Raw genomic sequence first — 15749 nt, forward strand, 5'->3', positions numbered from 1 at the left:
TCATTTGTCGGAAAAAGCTCCAGTTACTACATGCAAGAAGAAAAAGTAATCATTATAGGTGCAGGCGTTGCAGGTCTAACGGCCGCAATCGAATTAGAAAAGGCAGGTTTTAAGCCTACTATTTTAGAAGGCTCAGATAGCATAGGCGGAAGAGTGAAGACTGATAAAATAGGAGGACATTTGCTTGATCATGGTTTCCAAGTTTTGCTAACTGCTTATCCTGAAGCGCAACATTATTTGGATTACGATAAGTTAAGCTTAAAAAAGTTTAAGCCTGGTGCTTTAATTGTAGATTCGAAGAATGGAAACTATTCAATTTCAGATCCTTTGAGGCAACCGGCCTCACTTTTCAGCATGTTATTTTCACCGGTGGGAAGTTTTTCAGATAAATTGAAAATATTTCATTGGAATAGGTCATTAAGAAAGGATACAATTGATGAAATTTTTGCCAAACCAGAAATTTCTTCCCTTGAATTTCTAAAGAGAAAAGGCTTCAGTGATACAATAATTGAAAATTTCTTTAAACCTTTTTTCGGAGGTATTTTCCTAGAAAATGAATTAAACACCTCTTCAAGAATGCTTGAATTTGTATTTAAAATGTTCGGTGAAGGTCATGCTGCCATTCCTGAAAATGGGATGAGAAAGATTCCTGAAATGCTAGCAAGCAACTTAGCCCAAACTGAAATAGTGTTCAATCAAAAGGTCGAAAAAGTGGGTTTAAAAAAGGTTACTTTGGACAGCGGAGATGAGATTGAAGCAGATGTTATTATTATTGCTACAAGGCCTGATGAATTATTGACGCAACTGAGCGGCCAATTTTCTGAAGATCAGTTTGTCACTAACTTGAATTTCACCTCTGATATAGATCCAATAGGGGAGTCTTTAATTGCTTTGGTACCCAGTAAAGAATTCCTAATTAATAATATTTCTGTGATGAACAATACTTCCGAGGCCTACGCTCCGGAAGGCAGCTATTTATTGTCTGTTTCAGTTACGCAAAACTATCAGGAGAATGACAAGCAATTAAGAAACAGAATAATGAAAGAGCTGATAGAAGTTTTTCCTAAGTTGGGAAAGGCTAAGATTGAGCATCTAAAGACCTTCTATATCGATAAAGCGCTGCCTCAAATTGATGATTTTCAAAACAAAATGAAGCCTTCTCAATCAAAAATTCAGGATGGAATTTATTTGGCCGGGGACTATTTACTCAATGGTTCTATTAATGCGGCTATGGCATCTGGCAGGTTTGCAGCTCATGCGATTTTTGAAGATTTGAAAGGTAAAGGATTCCGTAATTAGTAGTGCTCTTTTAAAAAGCTGAATGCATCAGAGGCTGTTTCCAGCGGTATTTCCTCCATTGGGACGTGACCAGCATTAGGATAGACTTTTAATTTGCTATTCGGTAAAATGCGATCAAATCGGTAGGCATGAGCAACAGGAATCCAGTTATCGTGCTCTCCCCACATAATTAAGACCGGGCAACGGAGACTGCTCAGTTCATTAAATCTGGCAGGAGTTCTTTGTTTAAATCTTAATAAAGTAGCTTGACGATTTCCTGTTTGGAGCATTAAATCATAATAGCGCTGAATTTTGTGATCAGTCACTTTAGATTCATCAGAATACACTTGCTTCATGCTCATGGTGAATAGGAATTTCGGTGTCATGCTCGTCATTAATCTTGAAAACACAGGATGATTCAGTAATGAAAAGACGGAAAATGAATTCTCATCTTTAAAATCAGCGGTGTCTGCTTTCATACTTGCCCCAGAGGCATTCAAAAGAATTAATTGCCTTACTTTTTGAGGAATATCTAATGCCATTTTGTAGGCTACTTGTCCGCCCATCGAATTTCCTGCTATTGCAATTGTATCATAATCTAATTTATCTATTAGTTGCCAAAGTATCTGGGCATAATAATCAGTATCGTATTGTCCTTGCGGGTTAGGCCCTGTTAAGCCATGGCCTGGCAGATCTACCGAAATAGTGGTGAAATTGTTTTTCAAGTTTTCTTGCCAGATTTCCCAAGTGTGCAAAGAAGAAAAACTACCATGAATCAATAAAACGGGAGCGCCTTTTCCCATTATTCTAACATGAAGTCTGTTGCTATCAATCTCAATGTATTCAGATTGGGTTGTGAAGTACTTTTCATGATTTTCGCTTTGTTGAATATCTGATTTATAAAAACTTAAAATCAAAATCACTAGCACAGCTAATATTATGGTTATGCTAATTCCTAAAATTTTGAAAAACTTACGCATGAAAAAATGTATTATCGTTTGTTGATTATCTTAATTGTTTCTAATCGATTGATTTTCCCACTTTCAGTTTCAGAAAAAGCTGAAACTGAAAAAATGTTCTTAGGAGCATGGAAAGCTGGCAAGTGCTCCTTTAATAAGTTATATAAATTTGGCTCTTCCATATTTCCTTCCAGTAACAAGTTCATAGACTGTCCCAATTTTTCATCTGGTAATCCAAAAATGAAAAACCGATTGAAAATCTTATTTATTTCAAATACTTCAGCAATTTCCTTTTCCAACAATTCGGGGTGTATTTTGATCCCACCCGAATTAATTACATAATCGTATCTGCCTAACCAATCGAATTCTACAGGAGATAATAATTTTACAACATCATTAGTGAGCAATTGATCTTGCCCGCTTATTGCGGGTGCATGAATTCGAAGACAATCACGGTTGTCAGTAGAGAAGGTAACGTTTTTTAAGGCTTTGAATGCTTCACTTTTTGCAGAGTTGATATGTTTTAATGCTACATGAGAAACAGTTTCGGTCATGCCATAAGTACTATATACCTTAGCATCATGAATTGTGGATTTGATCTTATTTGCTAAAATTTCAGAAACAGGAGCTCCCCCTAATATTATAGCGGTCGAATTATTTAGGAATTCTATTTTATTTGGAGTTTCATCCAGTATTTTCTCGAGTTGATACGGAACAAAAGAAAAGAAATCTACCGCTTCAGTAGTTGCAAATCCTTGTAGAGGATTGCTGACAATTGGTGAAATGCTTAAGTTTAGCTTACCAATTATAGCTCTCGCAATCATCATTTTTCCTCCTATATATTCAGGATTAATACATAGAAGCGCATGATCGCCCGCAGTCAAATCTAATGTATTTAAAGTCGATAAGGCGCTCGCTTTAATTTGAGATTTTGAGATTTTTATGATTTTAGGTCTACCTGTTGAACCTGATGTTTTCTGTGAAATGTACGAAGAATCAGATCTCCACTCCTTCAAGAAGCTTAAAATAGTATGGATAGGCTTGTCTGAGCTACTTTTATAGGTGTTTATAAAATCAGCGATAGAATACTTTATACTATTAAATTGGATCCAATTTTCTGCGAAACTTTTATTGGGCATGAATGCTTTGAGATCAAAATTGAAATATAAAATTACTACTAATTTGAGTTAATATTGTAATTAATAAAGTTCAATATTAATAATTCAATATATAAGCTATATTTTCTGTGAAATCACGAAAATAAATTTGGTGAAATTGCCTTTATATAGCTATGATCTCAATAATATATACTAATTTTACAATCTAATTGAAAACACGAAAAATATAAATGTTACCTTTTAAGCTAGATAAAATTGACAAAAAGATATTGGATATTTTGCAAGTAGATGGCAGAATTACCAATGCGCAATTATCGAAAGATATAGGACTTTCGCCTGCTCCTACTTTAGAGCGAGTTAAGAAACTTGAGAACGCTGGAATTATTAAGAGTTATCACGCTAAGCTTGACAATGAAAAAATAAACTTGGGGGTGAGCACCTATGTAATGGTGTCATTAAAAGGTCATAATAAATCAAACATTGATAAGTTCATTGCAGCTATTGATGAGGTAGATGAAATCATAGAATGTAATCACGTGACAGGCTCAAGCGATTTTATTTTGAAAGTAATTGCTAAAGATATCCCATCTTATCAGAAATTAATGTTAGAAAGAGTAAGTGAGATTGAAGTTGTGGATAGTATGCAATCAATGGTAATTTTATCTACTTTTAAGGACAGCAAGAGAATGCCGATACCTGAAAACAAATAAATTTTATGCTTAACAAGAGCAACCAAATTTTAGATCGAGAAGCTATCCGTAGTAAAATAAAACGGATAGCTTTTCAGATTTTAGAGAACAATTACAAAGAGAAAAATTTGTATATTATTGGGATCAATGGAGGCGGTGCGATTTTAGCTAAAAATATAACCGTGGAATTGATAGAGATCAGTGATTTAAAGCCCAATTATCTTTCAATAAAGCTTAATAAATTATCTCCAGCCGATTCGGAAGTTGTTTTGAGTGATAAAATCACAAATTCGGAAGATGCGGTGGTTTTGCTCGTTGATGACGTATTGAATTCCGGTAAAACCGTTTTTTACGCTTTAAGACCTTTAATGGATATGAATCTAAAAAAAATAGAAACCGCCTTTTTGGTAAATAGGGCGCATCGTTCATTTCCGATTGCTGCTAATTATACAGGAGTTGAAATTGCCACTACTATTCAAGAGCATATAAATTTCAATTGGTCAGATGAAGGTTTTGGAGTTTATCTTGAATGATTTACATTTGTAATTATTTAATATTGTGAATTTTAAATTCAACAGATGAGGTTCTTAACGATTGTAGTATTTTTATTGATAAATTTTGTATTTCATTCTGCTGCGCAGCGAATTAAATACAAGAATTTGTTTCCAGTCCTTCAAAGTAAAGATTACAAGACTGCCGAGCCTCAACTTTTGCAATTTCTAGAAGAGAACGATGATGAAGCCAATGCCTATTTCTATTTCGGTGAAATAATAGTTTCTAAACTTGATTCTACTGAAATCTTTCCAACAACAGCGAAGTATGATTCTATGGTCAATAAAGCTATCGCAGCTTACAAAAAGTCTATAGAGTTAGTTGATGATCGAGAGCTTAGAAAAAATGATGAGTATTATGCAGCCTATAATCGAAGAGATCTCAGAACTGGAAAGTTTGGGATTAAAAAATCAGATATCCATTTAGATTACGAGAATAAAATAAAGGCTGCCAGTAAGAAAAAGGAAACCGTATTGAGAATACATGAATTGAAAGAAAAATCAGTTCAGCAATACGATAATTTAAATAAGGAAGTTCTCGAATTATACGAATCTTTTCCTGATGAATCTTCTTTTCTTTTGCGTTCAAATGCTGATAGCAAAAAGACTCTGGTAGAAGTTGAAGAAAGCTACGCTACCTTTGTAACTACCTATAAGCAATTTGTTGAGCAATTAAACTCTTTAAATAACCCTGCCTATAATCCTGAACTAAAGTTTGTAGACATAACTAATTGGGAAGGCTTAGAACCTTTGCAAACCGATATTAATGAGTTTGTCATAACAATTCAGGATTATGAGAAATACTTTAACAATTTGAAAATCAAGATTGAAGAAGAAGTAATTCCGTTAAAGGAATTGCTTTATAAGACGGATGCTGAAATCACAGAAGCTATCTTAAAGATTAAGGAAGCAAAAGATTCTCTCAGTATGAAAAATCTAATGATTTCAGAAGAATTGGAAAAAGGACTGAATAGATATGATAAAAGTAAAACTATTTTGGACCTCCTTCACTATAAAAAACGCAAAGGCAAATCGGAGTTCTTGAGTAATAAATCGATTTTTCCTGTTTTAACAGATTCTACAAATGTATATCAAAGAGCAAATTTAGTAGCAGATTATCGAGAGAACCTTGCTGCGCAATTCGAATTGATTGAGTCAATCGAACAAGGTCTTAATGAAAAAGTAATCAAAAATTTCCAGCTTTTCGTGGATAGATTTGAGCCCTCCATCAAATCATATGTGCAGACCGAAAAAACAATATTGAAGCAAAAACTGGATTCAGTTACACAAAGAAGCGAGTTCATGGCTCGACAGATTCAATTTTTCAAGTATGAAAAAGATTCAATATTTTTAACGCCTCTTATCGCTGCTACCAATGATAGTAAAAAATATGTGATTCAAACTATCGAATTAGATTCTATGCTTTTAATAGGTGGAGTTTTAAATCAAAGCGCTTTTGTAGCGTCTGCTGGCTTCGATATGAAGGTGAAACAATACAGACTGTATGAAGATAGTACCTTGATTATTAATAAAATGATTTTGTTGAATAAAAACCTGCTAGTGAATTTTACTTCAGATATGGGGGAACAGCCCGAACAGCGTATTGAGTATTTATCTCCTGATTTAACACTATTATGGGAATTTCCATATCAAAGTAGTAGTACTTTAAGTAACGCAAAAGTGGAAGCAGGCATTTTCTTTTTGTATGACCAGGATGGGCAAGTTTTAAATACTTTAAACTCTCAAGGTGAAATTATAGGTAATTAAAGTTATTTTACCTCCATTCCTTTTACAGTTATTGAATCAAAAATTGCATATTTGTACTTCGGATTCATTTTAATCCATACAGAACATTATTTATTAGTAAGAATTACAGCACAATATGAGTAATAGAATTAAGATTACTTTGCCTGATGGCAGTATAAAAGAATTTGATAAAGGCGTAAGTGGACATGATATCGCCATGAGCATAAGCGAAGGCTTAGCGAGAAATGTTTTGTCAACAAAAGTTAATGGACAGGTTTGGGATTCAACCAGACCTATTAATGAGGATGCCCATATTCAATTACTCACATGGAATGATCCAGAGGGACAAAACACCTTTTGGCATTCTTCTGCTCACTTGTTAGCAGAAGCATTAGAAGAGATGTATCCAGGTATCAAATTTGGAATAGGGCCACCGATTGCGAACGGCTTCTATTATGATGTTGATTTTGGAGATCAAGAATTGCAAGGGGAAGAGTTAGAAAAGATCGAGCAGAAAATGCTTGAGCTAGCTCGCCAAAAGAATGAGTTTCAACGGACAGAAGTATCTAAGGATGACGCGAAGGTTTACTATGAGAAAAAAGGAGATGAATATAAATTAGAATTAATTGAAGGCTTGCAGGATGGAGAGATAACCTTTTATCAGCAGGGGAATTTCACTGATTTGTGCAGAGGACCTCATATCCCTCACACTGGATATATTAAAGCCGTAAAACTTCTGAATATTGCGGGCGCATATTGGAGAGGAGATGAAAAACGTAAACAGTTAACCCGGATTTACGGAATTACCTTCCCTAAGCAAAAGGAACTAAAAGAATATTTAGAGTTATTAGAAGAAGCAAAGAAAAGAGATCATAGGAAGCTGGGAAAAGAAATGGAATTATTTGCCTTTTCTGAAAAAGTGGGACTAGGTTTACCATTATGGCTACCCAAGGGGACAATGCTGAGAGATCGGCTCGAAAATTTCCTGAAGAAAGCACAAGTAAAAGCAGGATATCAGCCGGTTATTACTCCGCATATTGGTAATAAAGAATTATACATCACTTCTGGTCACTATGAAAAATATGGAAAGGATTCTTTCCAACCCATTGCGGCACCTTCTGATGATGACTCAAAAAGTGATGAGGAATATTTGCTAAAGCCAATGAACTGTCCTCACCATTGTGAAATATATAAAACCAAACCAAGAAGTTATAAGGATCTTCCTTTGCGTTTGGCTGAGTTTGGGACAGTTTATAGATACGAACAAAGCGGTGAGCTTCATGGGTTAACAAGAGTTAGAAGTTTTACACAAGATGATGCGCATATTTTCTGTCGTCCTGATCAGGTAAAAGAAGAGTTTATAAAAGTAATTGATCTTGTTCTATTTGTATTTAATTCCTTAGGATTTCAGGATTTTGTAACCCAAGTTTCTTTGCGAGATCCTGAAAACAAAGAAAAGTATATTGGTGGAGATGAGGTGTGGGATAAAGCTGAGCAAGCAATAATTGAAGCAGCCGAGGAAAAAGGATTGAAAACAGTAGTTGAAACAGGAGAAGCTGCTTTTTATGGCCCTAAGCTTGATTTCATGGTAAAAGATGCGCTTGGAAGAAGCTGGCAATTGGGAACAATTCAAGTCGATTACAACCTGCCGGAGCGTTTTCAGTTAGAATATGTCGGTGCTGACAATAGTAAGCACCGGCCTGTGATGATTCATCGCGCACCCTTTGGAAGTATGGAAAGATTTGTGGCTGTGTTAATTGAACATTGTGCTGGGAATTTTCCATTATGGTTGTCGCCTGAGCAAGTGGCGGTTTTACCGATTTCAGAGAAATATGCAGACTATGCTAATCAAGTGTATACTGAATTAGAATCTGATGATATCACAGGCTTTATCGACCATAGAGATGAAAAAATAGGTAGAAAAATCAGGGATGCTGAAATTAAAAAAATCCCTTATATGCTTATAGTAGGTGAGCAAGAAGCAGCTGAATCTAAAGTTTCAATTAGAAAACATGGTGAAGGTGACGTGGGTAGTATGAGTTTAGTAGATTTTAAGTCATTTTTCAATCAAAAAGTTAGAGATAGTATAGAAAATAAATGATATTGATTATTAGATTTTGGATAGTAATTTTGTAATCCGATATTTATAACGATATTTGCACACTGGAAACTAAAAAAAGGAGGTTAATATTAGTAAAATGCGAAAAAAAGGCAGCTACAGACCTAGAGGTAGGGAAGAAGAACCCTACAAGGTAAATAGTAAAATAAGAGCTAGAGAGGTTCGTGTAGTTGGTGAAAATGTAAAAGTTGACGTCTATACCATTGGTGAGGCCCTCAGAATGGCCGAAGAGCAAAATCTTGATTTGGTTGAGATTTCTCCAAAAGCTGACCCTCCTGTTTGTAAAATCATTGATTATTCAAAGTTTAAGTACGAGCAGAAGAAAAAGCAAAAGGAGATAAAAGCCAAAGCGCAAAAAACAGTTATCAAAGAGATACGGTTTGGTCCCAATACCGATGATCATGACTTTGAATTTAAACTGAATCATGCGAAGAAATTCTTGACTGATGGAGCAAAAGTGAAGGCTTATGTTCATTTTGTAGGTAGGACGATTGTTTTTAAAGACAGGGGAGAACTTTTATTATTGCGTTTTGCTTCTGAACTGGAAGATTTAGGCAAGGTTGAACAAATGCCTAAATTGGAAGGAAAAAGAATGACCCTTTTTATTACTCCTAAACAAGGTAAATAAGTAACCAATTTAAATAAATAGATAAATGCCTAAAGTAAAAACAAAATCAGGCGCGAAAAAAAGGTTTAAATTGACTGGAAGCGGTAAAATTAAAAGAAAGCACGCTTTTAAAAGTCATATTTTAACCAAAAAGGAAACTAAGCAAAAAAGACGCTTAACCGATATGGGACTTGTACATAAGTCGGATATGGGTAGAGTAAAAGATATGCTTAATCTCTAGTATTTCGCAAAAATTAAAGTGAACGAAGGTTCGATGTTTAACCGGGATATATGGTAGTATCAAGAATCAACTTTAAAGTTGGTCACCAATTTCCAAAAAATTAAAATTTATGCCAAGATCAGTAAATCATGTAGCTTCAAGAGCTAGAAGAAAAAAAATCCTTAAGTATGCGAAAGGCTACTGGGGTAGAAAGAAAAACGTTTGGACGGTAGCAAAGAATGCCGTTGAGAAAGGTTGGTTGTATGCCTACAGAGATAGGAAACAAAAGAAAAGAGAATTCAGAAAATTATGGATTCAGAGAATTAATGCAGGAGCAAGAGAGCATGGGATGTCTTATTCTCAGTTCATGGGCGCTGTAAACAAAAAAGGAGTAGAATTAAACAGAAAAGTATTAGCAGATTTAGCTATGAATCATCCAGAAGCGTTTAAAAGCGTTATAGATTCGGTTAAATAATATACTTTGAATCAATATTATATAAGCCTCAATGCATTGCAGCATTGAGGCTTTTTTTATTCTCAATTTCACAAATTGAAGATGAAGATATGCTGCTAATTTAAAATGTAAATTTTCAACTTATTTGATTGATGATTTTCTCAAACCAATAAAAAGTAAGATTAAAGCACTATAAGCAATGAAAAAGGGAATAATGTAATTAATGAGTCCTAAAGAGAGCATGATAGCAATTAGCATTAATTGAAACCCCAGACCGTAAATAGATATCATGGACATAAACCAGTTTGGGATCTGTCGTATTTTAAATGCTCCTTGATCGAACTTGTAAATTAACCAGTCAAAGGGAAGGTACAAAACTCGGAATAAGTGAAATAGAATATTAACAGTTGTCTGGCTTTCAATTGGAAAAGCAGTAGGAGGGTTACTTTCAAAAATTTTGCTAGTGGTGTCGCCACCACTTGTCCGATGCCTTAAAATCACGTAGTAATAGTTATATAGAGTCCCTTGCAGCTGAATACAAAAGTAAGCAATAAGTCCTAACCAATAGGGGCTATCGCTCTTATAACTTATCACCATAATAAATATCAAATTCAAAAAACTATCAAATATTGAATCTAAATATCTACCAGAATAGGACGGACTCATTTTAATTCGGGCCAATTCACCGTCCATCGCATCTATGATTGATTTTAATATCAGGCCGATGCCAGCTATAATGTAGGTTTCCTCCACTATAAAATAGGCTGAAAACAATCCTACTAGTCCAAATCCAACAGTGAGCTGTATAGGGGAGACAAAGGTGTTTTTCAATAAATTAGAGAGGAAGACTGCAGGGCCGCGCCCATAATCTGAAAAGTCAAAGAATTTTTGTTCCTTATCTATTTTTGGCATTTACTTTCTTCGGTAACGTCAAACTCATCTAATGAGACTGAAGGATGATTTAATTACTATAAATTATTTTTAAACAAGATTCTACTACTAACTAAAACTATTAATTATTTGTTCAAAGAAATAGAGCCTTCTAAAAGAATAACTATTGTTAGAATAATTGTATTTTAATGCAACTATTACGTTATATGGGCTGAATACACTAAAATACTACAAAATTTAATTGGTGATTTAGCTTTAGGTCTTTACTTTGGAATGTGCAAATACTTAACTTCAAATATTACTGGCAAAAAAGTGATTTTTTTGGAAGAGCTTCGCTTATATTTCGGAGTTCTGCATATCTATTCAATGGTATCTACCTTATTATTTTTTTAAATTTCTACAATATTCCATTAGATCTTTGGCATTACGCTTCTTTTCTTGTTGTATTCTTTTTACCCTATTTTATTTTCGTATACTATGTAAATCACAATAACGATAAGGGTATTGGAATTAGACAGAACTTGGTAGATTTTTTCATTGTAGGTTGGTTTTTAGGTCTTATTCATTTGCTTTATATACCCTCTTTTATCTTTATTGTCGGCTTAGTAAGTAACTATATCGCATCAAGAGGCTTTCATAAATTTTATAGAGTTTTAGTTATTCCGTTGGGATATTTATGTACGCTACCGATTTATGGATTTCAGTATGAAACTAATTTACCAGATCTGATGCTGCACTTAACTTTAAGTTATGCGCTGATTCATTTTATATCTATTGCTTATATTAGCTACAGATTTTCTAAAAACGTTCAAATAGTTAATCGCAAGGTTACCAATCAGCAGAAAGAAATCCTGACACAATCTGAAGAGCTTCAAGCATTAAATGAGTCTCTAAAATCTCTCAATAATCATTTAGAAGACAAAGTGATAGAAAGAACAACAGAATTGCAGTTAAAAAATGAAAAACTTGCAGAGTACACTTTTATAAATGGCCACCAATTGAGAGCCCCAGTGGCTACTATGCTAGGGTTATGTAATCTATTAGAATATACGCAGGAAGTTGCAGAAAAGGAAGAAATAATCAACAAGGTGAAAGCTGAAGTTGAAATTTTGAATATTACTATAAAAGAAATCCGGCTGAAGTTAGAAACAGATCAAACTATACACGACAAAGTAAAGAAAGTGGAAAATGAACATTCTCAATTTGAAAAATTAAAAACTAAGATTCAAAAATCTTGACCTTGTCCACTTTCCACTTCTGGTTAAATACTCATTTCGACTATCTCTTTGGCCATCTTAGGACCTACTTTTTGTCTTTCTCCTAATCCTACCCATTTACGCTCTTCAAATCTATCATAAACAGTTTGCGCAGTTTCTTTATATTCTGATGTATAGTCTGATAATTTTGTATCAACACCTAAGGAGTGAAAGAATGAAACCGTCATCTCAATGGCTTTTTCTGCAATCTCAATATCTGATTCTCCCGTTAACCCCCATACTCTTTTACCGTATTGAACAAGCTTTTCTTTCTTATCTTCAAAAAGTTTCTTGTAGAGATTAGGAGCAATGATGGCCAATGTTCTAGCATGATCAATCCCATGTAGGGCAGTTAGCTCATGAGCGATCATGTGCGTAGCCCAATCAGTGGGTACTCCAAGGCGTAGAATACCATTTAAGGCCATGGTTGCGGACCACATAAAGTTTGAAGCAGCCTTATAATCTGATGGGTTATCCATTACTTTTGGGCCTATCTCAATTAAGGTCTCCAAAATTCCTTCCGCAATTCTATCCTGCAAGATAGCATCATGCTGATACGTTAAGTATTGCTCCAAAGTATGGGTGTACGCGTCTACGATACCATTTGCAATTTGTCTTTTTGGAAGTGATTGAATGACTGTTGGATCGCAAATTGAAAAGAGCGGGAAGTACTGTGGTCCTCCAAATGTTCTTTTTTCTTGAGTAGAGGCTTTTGTAACCACTGCTCCTGAGTTCATTTCTGAACCTGTTGCTGGAAGAGTTAACACTGATCCAAAAGGTAAAATCTTTTTTTGCTTTCTGGATAGACCTTTCGAAACTAAATCCCATTCATTTCCATCATAAAATGCAGCAGCAGAAAGAAATTTGCAGCCATCTATAACGGAACCGCCACCAACCGCTAAAATAAAATCAACTTGTTCATCCCTTATGATCTTCACCGCATTCATTAATGTTTCAAAATGTGGATTAGGTTCGATTCCTCCAAATTCCGTTATCTTGAAATCATGAGTAGCAGCAATTACCTGGTCATAGATACCATTTTTTTTAATACTTCCACCTCCATAAGCTAAAAGCACATGGCTACCCGCAGGAATATTATCTGCTAACTTTTTAATTTCTCCTGCCCCAAATATGATTTTTGTAGGGTTTTTAAATTCAAATGATTTCATGATTACTGCTTTTATTTATTTTAATTAATACTTATTTAGAAACTTCAAATGGAAAAGTAAACGCCATAGCTTACTTAGGGTTTTTAATTTTTATCTAATATGCTTTTAGTTATATTTGAGTTTAAGTACTGAGACTGTAACTCAGTATTTGTTTGGATAAAAAGAAAAAGACTAATCAATGAATAATTCCATATATTTTATTTTGATTTTACTAGCAGGGATTTCATGTTCCGAGCCTGCACAAAGGAATGATTTATCAGCAATTCATCAATCATTATTAGAGCAGCGACATTTTTACTACAGTGTTCAATATACGATCAGTAGTTCTTTTGATCAATCTGAAGAGAGCTTGTACGGATTGGTTTCACTTAATAGGAATTCTGATAGCGGAATATCGTCAGCTTATTTCGGACGTAGTTCTGAGACGCTACCAAATTACTTAAGTTCCATGTATTTAAATAGACACTGGATACATGAATTATCCAGTAGTATTTTTGATGTTGAAAGTGCAGATATCTTAACGGACAGTTTGCATAGCCCGATTTTGATCAATCCAGATCTTTTATTTGGAATCCAAGCAGAGTCAAACGCTATTTCGCTCCATGAAATTAATGCTGAAAATGTAAAATGGACTTTTGATTTAAAGCACAAGGACGATCAATTTAGTTTTATCTGGAATAAAGCATTGAATAAAATAACTGAACTAGAGTATAGCTATGATGTGACTTCCGATAATGCTTACAGTAGAAAATGGGCATTTAACTATTTATTGAAATCTGATTATAAGCAGTTGGCTACTGGGTACAAACACCAAAACCAAATTGCTGATCAATCTTTTTTGTAATTTTGATCTAATTTATTTGATGCTCTGTCTATTAAAATTGTATTCTGCAATTATTTAATGTATTTTTCCTTTTGTTAAACGAATTAAGAATATGTTCACTGAAGCCGAAATAGCCGTAATCATTGAAAATCAAGATATTGATAAAATTGTAGAGGACTTGAAGAAGAAATTTCTTGAGAAGGAAGCCCCTTACTTCGAAATTAGTAATCATGATTTCCTTTCATTGATATTGTTAAGCCCTGTTGTTGGTAAGGCAATGGCCAATAACAATATTAGTTTTCGGGAAGAAATGTCTTTGCAAAAGAAAGCTAGAAAGCTATCGAAAGGTGGTTTCTTTTTATCAAAAGACCCAGTGGCAGACGGAATGAAATTTCTAATTAAAAAGTTTGATCAGTGGGAAGATGATTTTTATAGTTCGATTAGAAGTATTTTTCAAGTTCTTTTTGAAAAAGAAACATTAGATCGAGCTAACAATACTTCTGTTCCTTATCAAATAAGAGTTATGGAGGCTCCTTATATCTTGGTGAGATTTATATCATCCTTGTTCTTAGAAAGAGATGAAGATATTTTAAATCCAGGAAAAATTCGAAATATGGAATTTAATAAAATAAAATCTATAGGTGATAAGATCGGGCTATCCGAACTAAGTTTATTTAATGAGTTTATTAAAGCTTTTGAGGTTAAATGAATGTATTAACATGCTTTAGCATAATTTTTGTACTTTTGTGCTACTAAAACTATCATTCATTGGGGAGAAGCCAGTTTAATATAATATCCTTTACTATTAGCTTACTATTTTTGAGCGTTATGACCATTTCGCCTTCAATAGGACAAGTATTTAATCCTTGGGGTCCACCACCTAATGATAAAGAAATAGAAGCTAATCTTTTCCGCAGGATTGCCCAGCACTTTTCCGCTGAAGTTGCTTTAGGATATGGGTCTACACGGTATCGTCAAAATCTAGATGAATATCAAATTTATAGCAATGGTTCCAATCTTTATTTACTAGGCGAAGATTCACTTGGAAATTCTGTAGGTATTGGAAATTGGTTAAATAGACCGTTTTTGACGGATACGCTAGATACAGCTTCTGCTATTTGGTATCAAAATACTTTAAATGAATCGGATCAGAATAGAAGTTATGTGATAGATAGCTTAGAAAAGAGATTAGTTGGTGGGGGAAATGCTATACCTATTCACTTAAAACTTCACTTTAATTATGATAGATACAGAATAGGAGCAGGGGCTACATTTGAAATCAATTCAAAGGCAAACCTGCAATTAAAAGGCTTTCCTGATTACGTGGCAAACTATGAATCTGATTTTAAAAGGTTTTATACGCGAAAGTTCTATTTAACTGCAGGTGTTCGTTATTACGATTTTTGGGATTTTTCTTATTTTGCTGATATTGAGTATGGTAACTTTCGACTATCTGAAAGTGCTTTCCCAGGAGGTCAGGTATCTACCAATAATTATTGGAATATTAGTTTGCCTATTGAAAAGAATTTCTCAGAATATTTTAGATTAGTTATGCGTCCTTCATTAGATCTAAAATCAATAAACACAACGCTGCCCACAGGTCAATCTATCAAGACTAATTTGTGGAATTTGCAATTCCAAGTAGGTGTCAGAGTAAGTTTTCCCCTTTTCAAAAAATGTCCAATTAGTAATTGCGAAGCGCAAAAAGAACACCGTCACATTGATAAGAAATTTAGGGGTCAACCTATTTACAAATGGCAGAATCCTAAGGTTGGTGAAAATGATCCGTATAATATGAATGAAAAAAGAGAAGCATTTCCGTTTTTAAAACGCAAATGAAATGATTATTTTTGTCACCGCTTAATAAAA

16 protein-coding genes are annotated in these 15749 nt (G+C 34.2%); 12 read left to right on the plus strand and 4 right to left on the minus strand.

Features of this window, described 5'->3' with window-relative positions; genetic code table 11:
• Positions 1–30: 30 nt before the first annotated feature.
• Complete coding sequence (locus tag B9Y84_RS02605) at positions 31–1299, plus strand: NAD(P)/FAD-dependent oxidoreductase (protein WP_085515533.1); 1269 nt, start codon at positions 31–33, stop codon at positions 1297–1299.
• Here B9Y84_RS02605 and B9Y84_RS02610 read toward each other — a convergent pair.
• Complete coding sequence (locus tag B9Y84_RS02610; protein WP_085515534.1) at positions 1296–2258, minus strand: alpha/beta fold hydrolase; 963 nt, start codon at positions 2256–2258, stop codon at positions 1296–1298. The genes B9Y84_RS02605 and B9Y84_RS02610 overlap by 4 nt on opposite strands.
• Before the next feature lie 11 nt (positions 2259–2269).
• On the minus strand, positions 2270–3376 hold the full coding sequence (locus B9Y84_RS02615) for an AMP-binding protein (protein WP_085515535.1): 1107 nt from the start codon (positions 3374–3376) through the stop codon (positions 2270–2272).
• A 209-nt stretch (positions 3377–3585) separates the two neighbouring features.
• Between B9Y84_RS02615 and B9Y84_RS02620 the strand changes: the two genes are divergently transcribed.
• The 7 genes from B9Y84_RS02620 to rplT all read left to right on the plus strand — a co-directional run bounded on the left by B9Y84_RS02620 (position 3586) and on the right by rplT (position 9762).
• Complete coding sequence (locus tag B9Y84_RS02620; RefSeq protein WP_085515536.1) at positions 3586–4065, plus strand: Lrp/AsnC family transcriptional regulator; 480 nt, start codon at positions 3586–3588, stop codon at positions 4063–4065.
• A 5-nt stretch (positions 4066–4070) separates the two neighbouring features.
• A complete protein-coding gene (locus B9Y84_RS02625) occupies positions 4071–4577 on the plus strand; it encodes a phosphoribosyltransferase family protein (RefSeq protein ID WP_085515537.1) in 507 nt (168 codons plus the stop codon).
• Positions 4578–4622: 45 nt separating this feature from the next.
• Entirely contained in the window at positions 4623–6362 is a 1740-nt protein-coding gene (locus B9Y84_RS02630; RefSeq protein ID WP_085515538.1) for a hypothetical protein, read from the plus strand.
• A 115-nt stretch (positions 6363–6477) separates the two neighbouring features.
• On the plus strand, positions 6478–8442 hold the full coding sequence (thrS, locus tag B9Y84_RS02635; protein ID WP_085515539.1) for a threonine--tRNA ligase: 1965 nt from the start codon (positions 6478–6480) through the stop codon (positions 8440–8442).
• A 97-nt stretch (positions 8443–8539) separates the two neighbouring features.
• Entirely contained in the window at positions 8540–9088 is a 549-nt protein-coding gene (gene infC / locus B9Y84_RS02640) for a translation initiation factor IF-3 (protein ID WP_085515540.1), read from the plus strand.
• Positions 9089–9113: 25 nt separating this feature from the next.
• Positions 9114–9308: a 50S ribosomal protein L35 gene (gene rpmI, locus B9Y84_RS02645; protein WP_085515541.1), complete on the plus strand. Its 195-nt coding sequence runs from the start codon at positions 9114–9116 to the stop codon at positions 9306–9308.
• Positions 9309–9417: 109 nt separating this feature from the next.
• On the plus strand, positions 9418–9762 hold the full coding sequence (gene rplT, locus B9Y84_RS02650; protein ID WP_085515542.1) for a 50S ribosomal protein L20: 345 nt from the start codon (positions 9418–9420) through the stop codon (positions 9760–9762).
• Positions 9763–9882: 120 nt separating this feature from the next.
• Here the strand turns inward: rplT and B9Y84_RS02655 are convergent, their stop codons facing one another.
• Positions 9883–10653 carry a CDP-alcohol phosphatidyltransferase family protein gene (locus tag B9Y84_RS02655; RefSeq protein WP_085515543.1) on the minus strand — a complete coding sequence of 257 codons (771 nt, stop codon included), beginning with the start codon at positions 10651–10653 and terminating at the stop codon, positions 9883–9885.
• A 254-nt stretch (positions 10654–10907) separates the two neighbouring features.
• On the opposite strand from B9Y84_RS02655, the gene B9Y84_RS02660 reads away from it, so the two are divergent.
• Positions 10908–11870 carry a hypothetical protein gene (locus B9Y84_RS02660; protein WP_085515544.1) on the plus strand — a complete coding sequence of 321 codons (963 nt, stop codon included), beginning with the start codon at positions 10908–10910 and terminating at the stop codon, positions 11868–11870.
• Between the two features lie 23 nt (positions 11871–11893).
• On the opposite strand, the gene B9Y84_RS02665 is transcribed toward B9Y84_RS02660, so the two are convergent.
• Entirely contained in the window at positions 11894–13057 is a 1164-nt protein-coding gene (locus tag B9Y84_RS02665; RefSeq protein ID WP_085515545.1) for an iron-containing alcohol dehydrogenase, read from the minus strand.
• A gap of 178 nt (positions 13058–13235) precedes the next feature.
• Here B9Y84_RS02665 and B9Y84_RS02670 point away from each other — a divergent pair, with 178 nt between their 5' ends.
• The 3 genes from B9Y84_RS02670 to B9Y84_RS02680 all read left to right on the plus strand — a co-directional run bounded on the left by B9Y84_RS02670 (position 13236) and on the right by B9Y84_RS02680 (position 15719).
• Entirely contained in the window at positions 13236–13901 is a 666-nt protein-coding gene (locus tag B9Y84_RS02670; RefSeq protein ID WP_085515546.1) for a hypothetical protein, read from the plus strand.
• Between the two features lie 91 nt (positions 13902–13992).
• On the plus strand, positions 13993–14589 hold the full coding sequence (locus tag B9Y84_RS02675) for a hypothetical protein (protein ID WP_085515547.1): 597 nt from the start codon (positions 13993–13995) through the stop codon (positions 14587–14589).
• Between the two features lie 59 nt (positions 14590–14648).
• On the plus strand, positions 14649–15719 hold the full coding sequence (locus tag B9Y84_RS02680; RefSeq protein ID WP_139827925.1) for a hypothetical protein: 1071 nt from the start codon (positions 14649–14651) through the stop codon (positions 15717–15719).
• Positions 15720–15749: the final 30 nt, after the last annotated feature.

The organism is Marivirga sericea (assembly GCF_900177665.1).
GTDB classification, from domain to species: Bacteria; Bacteroidota; Bacteroidia; order Cytophagales; family Cyclobacteriaceae; genus Marivirga; species Marivirga sericea.

What these genes read in the sequence shown, in the direction of transcription:
- B9Y84_RS02605 (WP_085515533.1), top strand. Translation starts at nt 31, where the DNA reads ATGCAAGAAGAAAAAGTAATCATTATAGGTGCAGGCGTTGCAGGTCTA.
- B9Y84_RS02675 (WP_085515547.1), top strand. Translation starts at nt 13,993, where the DNA reads ATGTTCACTGAAGCCGAAATAGCCGTAATCATTGAAAATCAAGATATT.
- rplT (WP_085515542.1), top strand. Translation starts at nt 9,418, where the DNA reads ATGCCAAGATCAGTAAATCATGTAGCTTCAAGAGCTAGAAGAAAAAAA.
- B9Y84_RS02620 (WP_085515536.1), top strand. Translation starts at nt 3,586, where the DNA reads ATGTTACCTTTTAAGCTAGATAAAATTGACAAAAAGATATTGGATATT.
- B9Y84_RS02615 (WP_085515535.1), bottom strand. Translation starts at nt 3,376, where the DNA reads ATGCCCAATAAAAGTTTCGCAGAAAATTGGATCCAATTTAATAGTATA.
- B9Y84_RS02670 (WP_085515546.1), top strand. Translation starts at nt 13,236, where the DNA reads ATGAATAATTCCATATATTTTATTTTGATTTTACTAGCAGGGATTTCA.
- B9Y84_RS02625 (WP_085515537.1), top strand. Translation starts at nt 4,071, where the DNA reads ATGCTTAACAAGAGCAACCAAATTTTAGATCGAGAAGCTATCCGTAGT.
- infC (WP_085515540.1), top strand. Translation starts at nt 8,540, where the DNA reads ATGCGAAAAAAAGGCAGCTACAGACCTAGAGGTAGGGAAGAAGAACCC.
- B9Y84_RS02630 (WP_085515538.1), top strand. Translation starts at nt 4,623, where the DNA reads ATGAGGTTCTTAACGATTGTAGTATTTTTATTGATAAATTTTGTATTT.
- B9Y84_RS02665 (WP_085515545.1), bottom strand. Translation starts at nt 13,057, where the DNA reads ATGAAATCATTTGAATTTAAAAACCCTACAAAAATCATATTTGGGGCA.
- rpmI (WP_085515541.1), top strand. Translation starts at nt 9,114, where the DNA reads ATGCCTAAAGTAAAAACAAAATCAGGCGCGAAAAAAAGGTTTAAATTG.
- thrS (WP_085515539.1), top strand. Translation starts at nt 6,478, where the DNA reads ATGAGTAATAGAATTAAGATTACTTTGCCTGATGGCAGTATAAAAGAA.
- B9Y84_RS02655 (WP_085515543.1), bottom strand. Translation starts at nt 10,653, where the DNA reads ATGCCAAAAATAGATAAGGAACAAAAATTCTTTGACTTTTCAGATTAT.
- B9Y84_RS02610 (WP_085515534.1), bottom strand. Translation starts at nt 2,258, where the DNA reads ATGCGTAAGTTTTTCAAAATTTTAGGAATTAGCATAACCATAATATTA.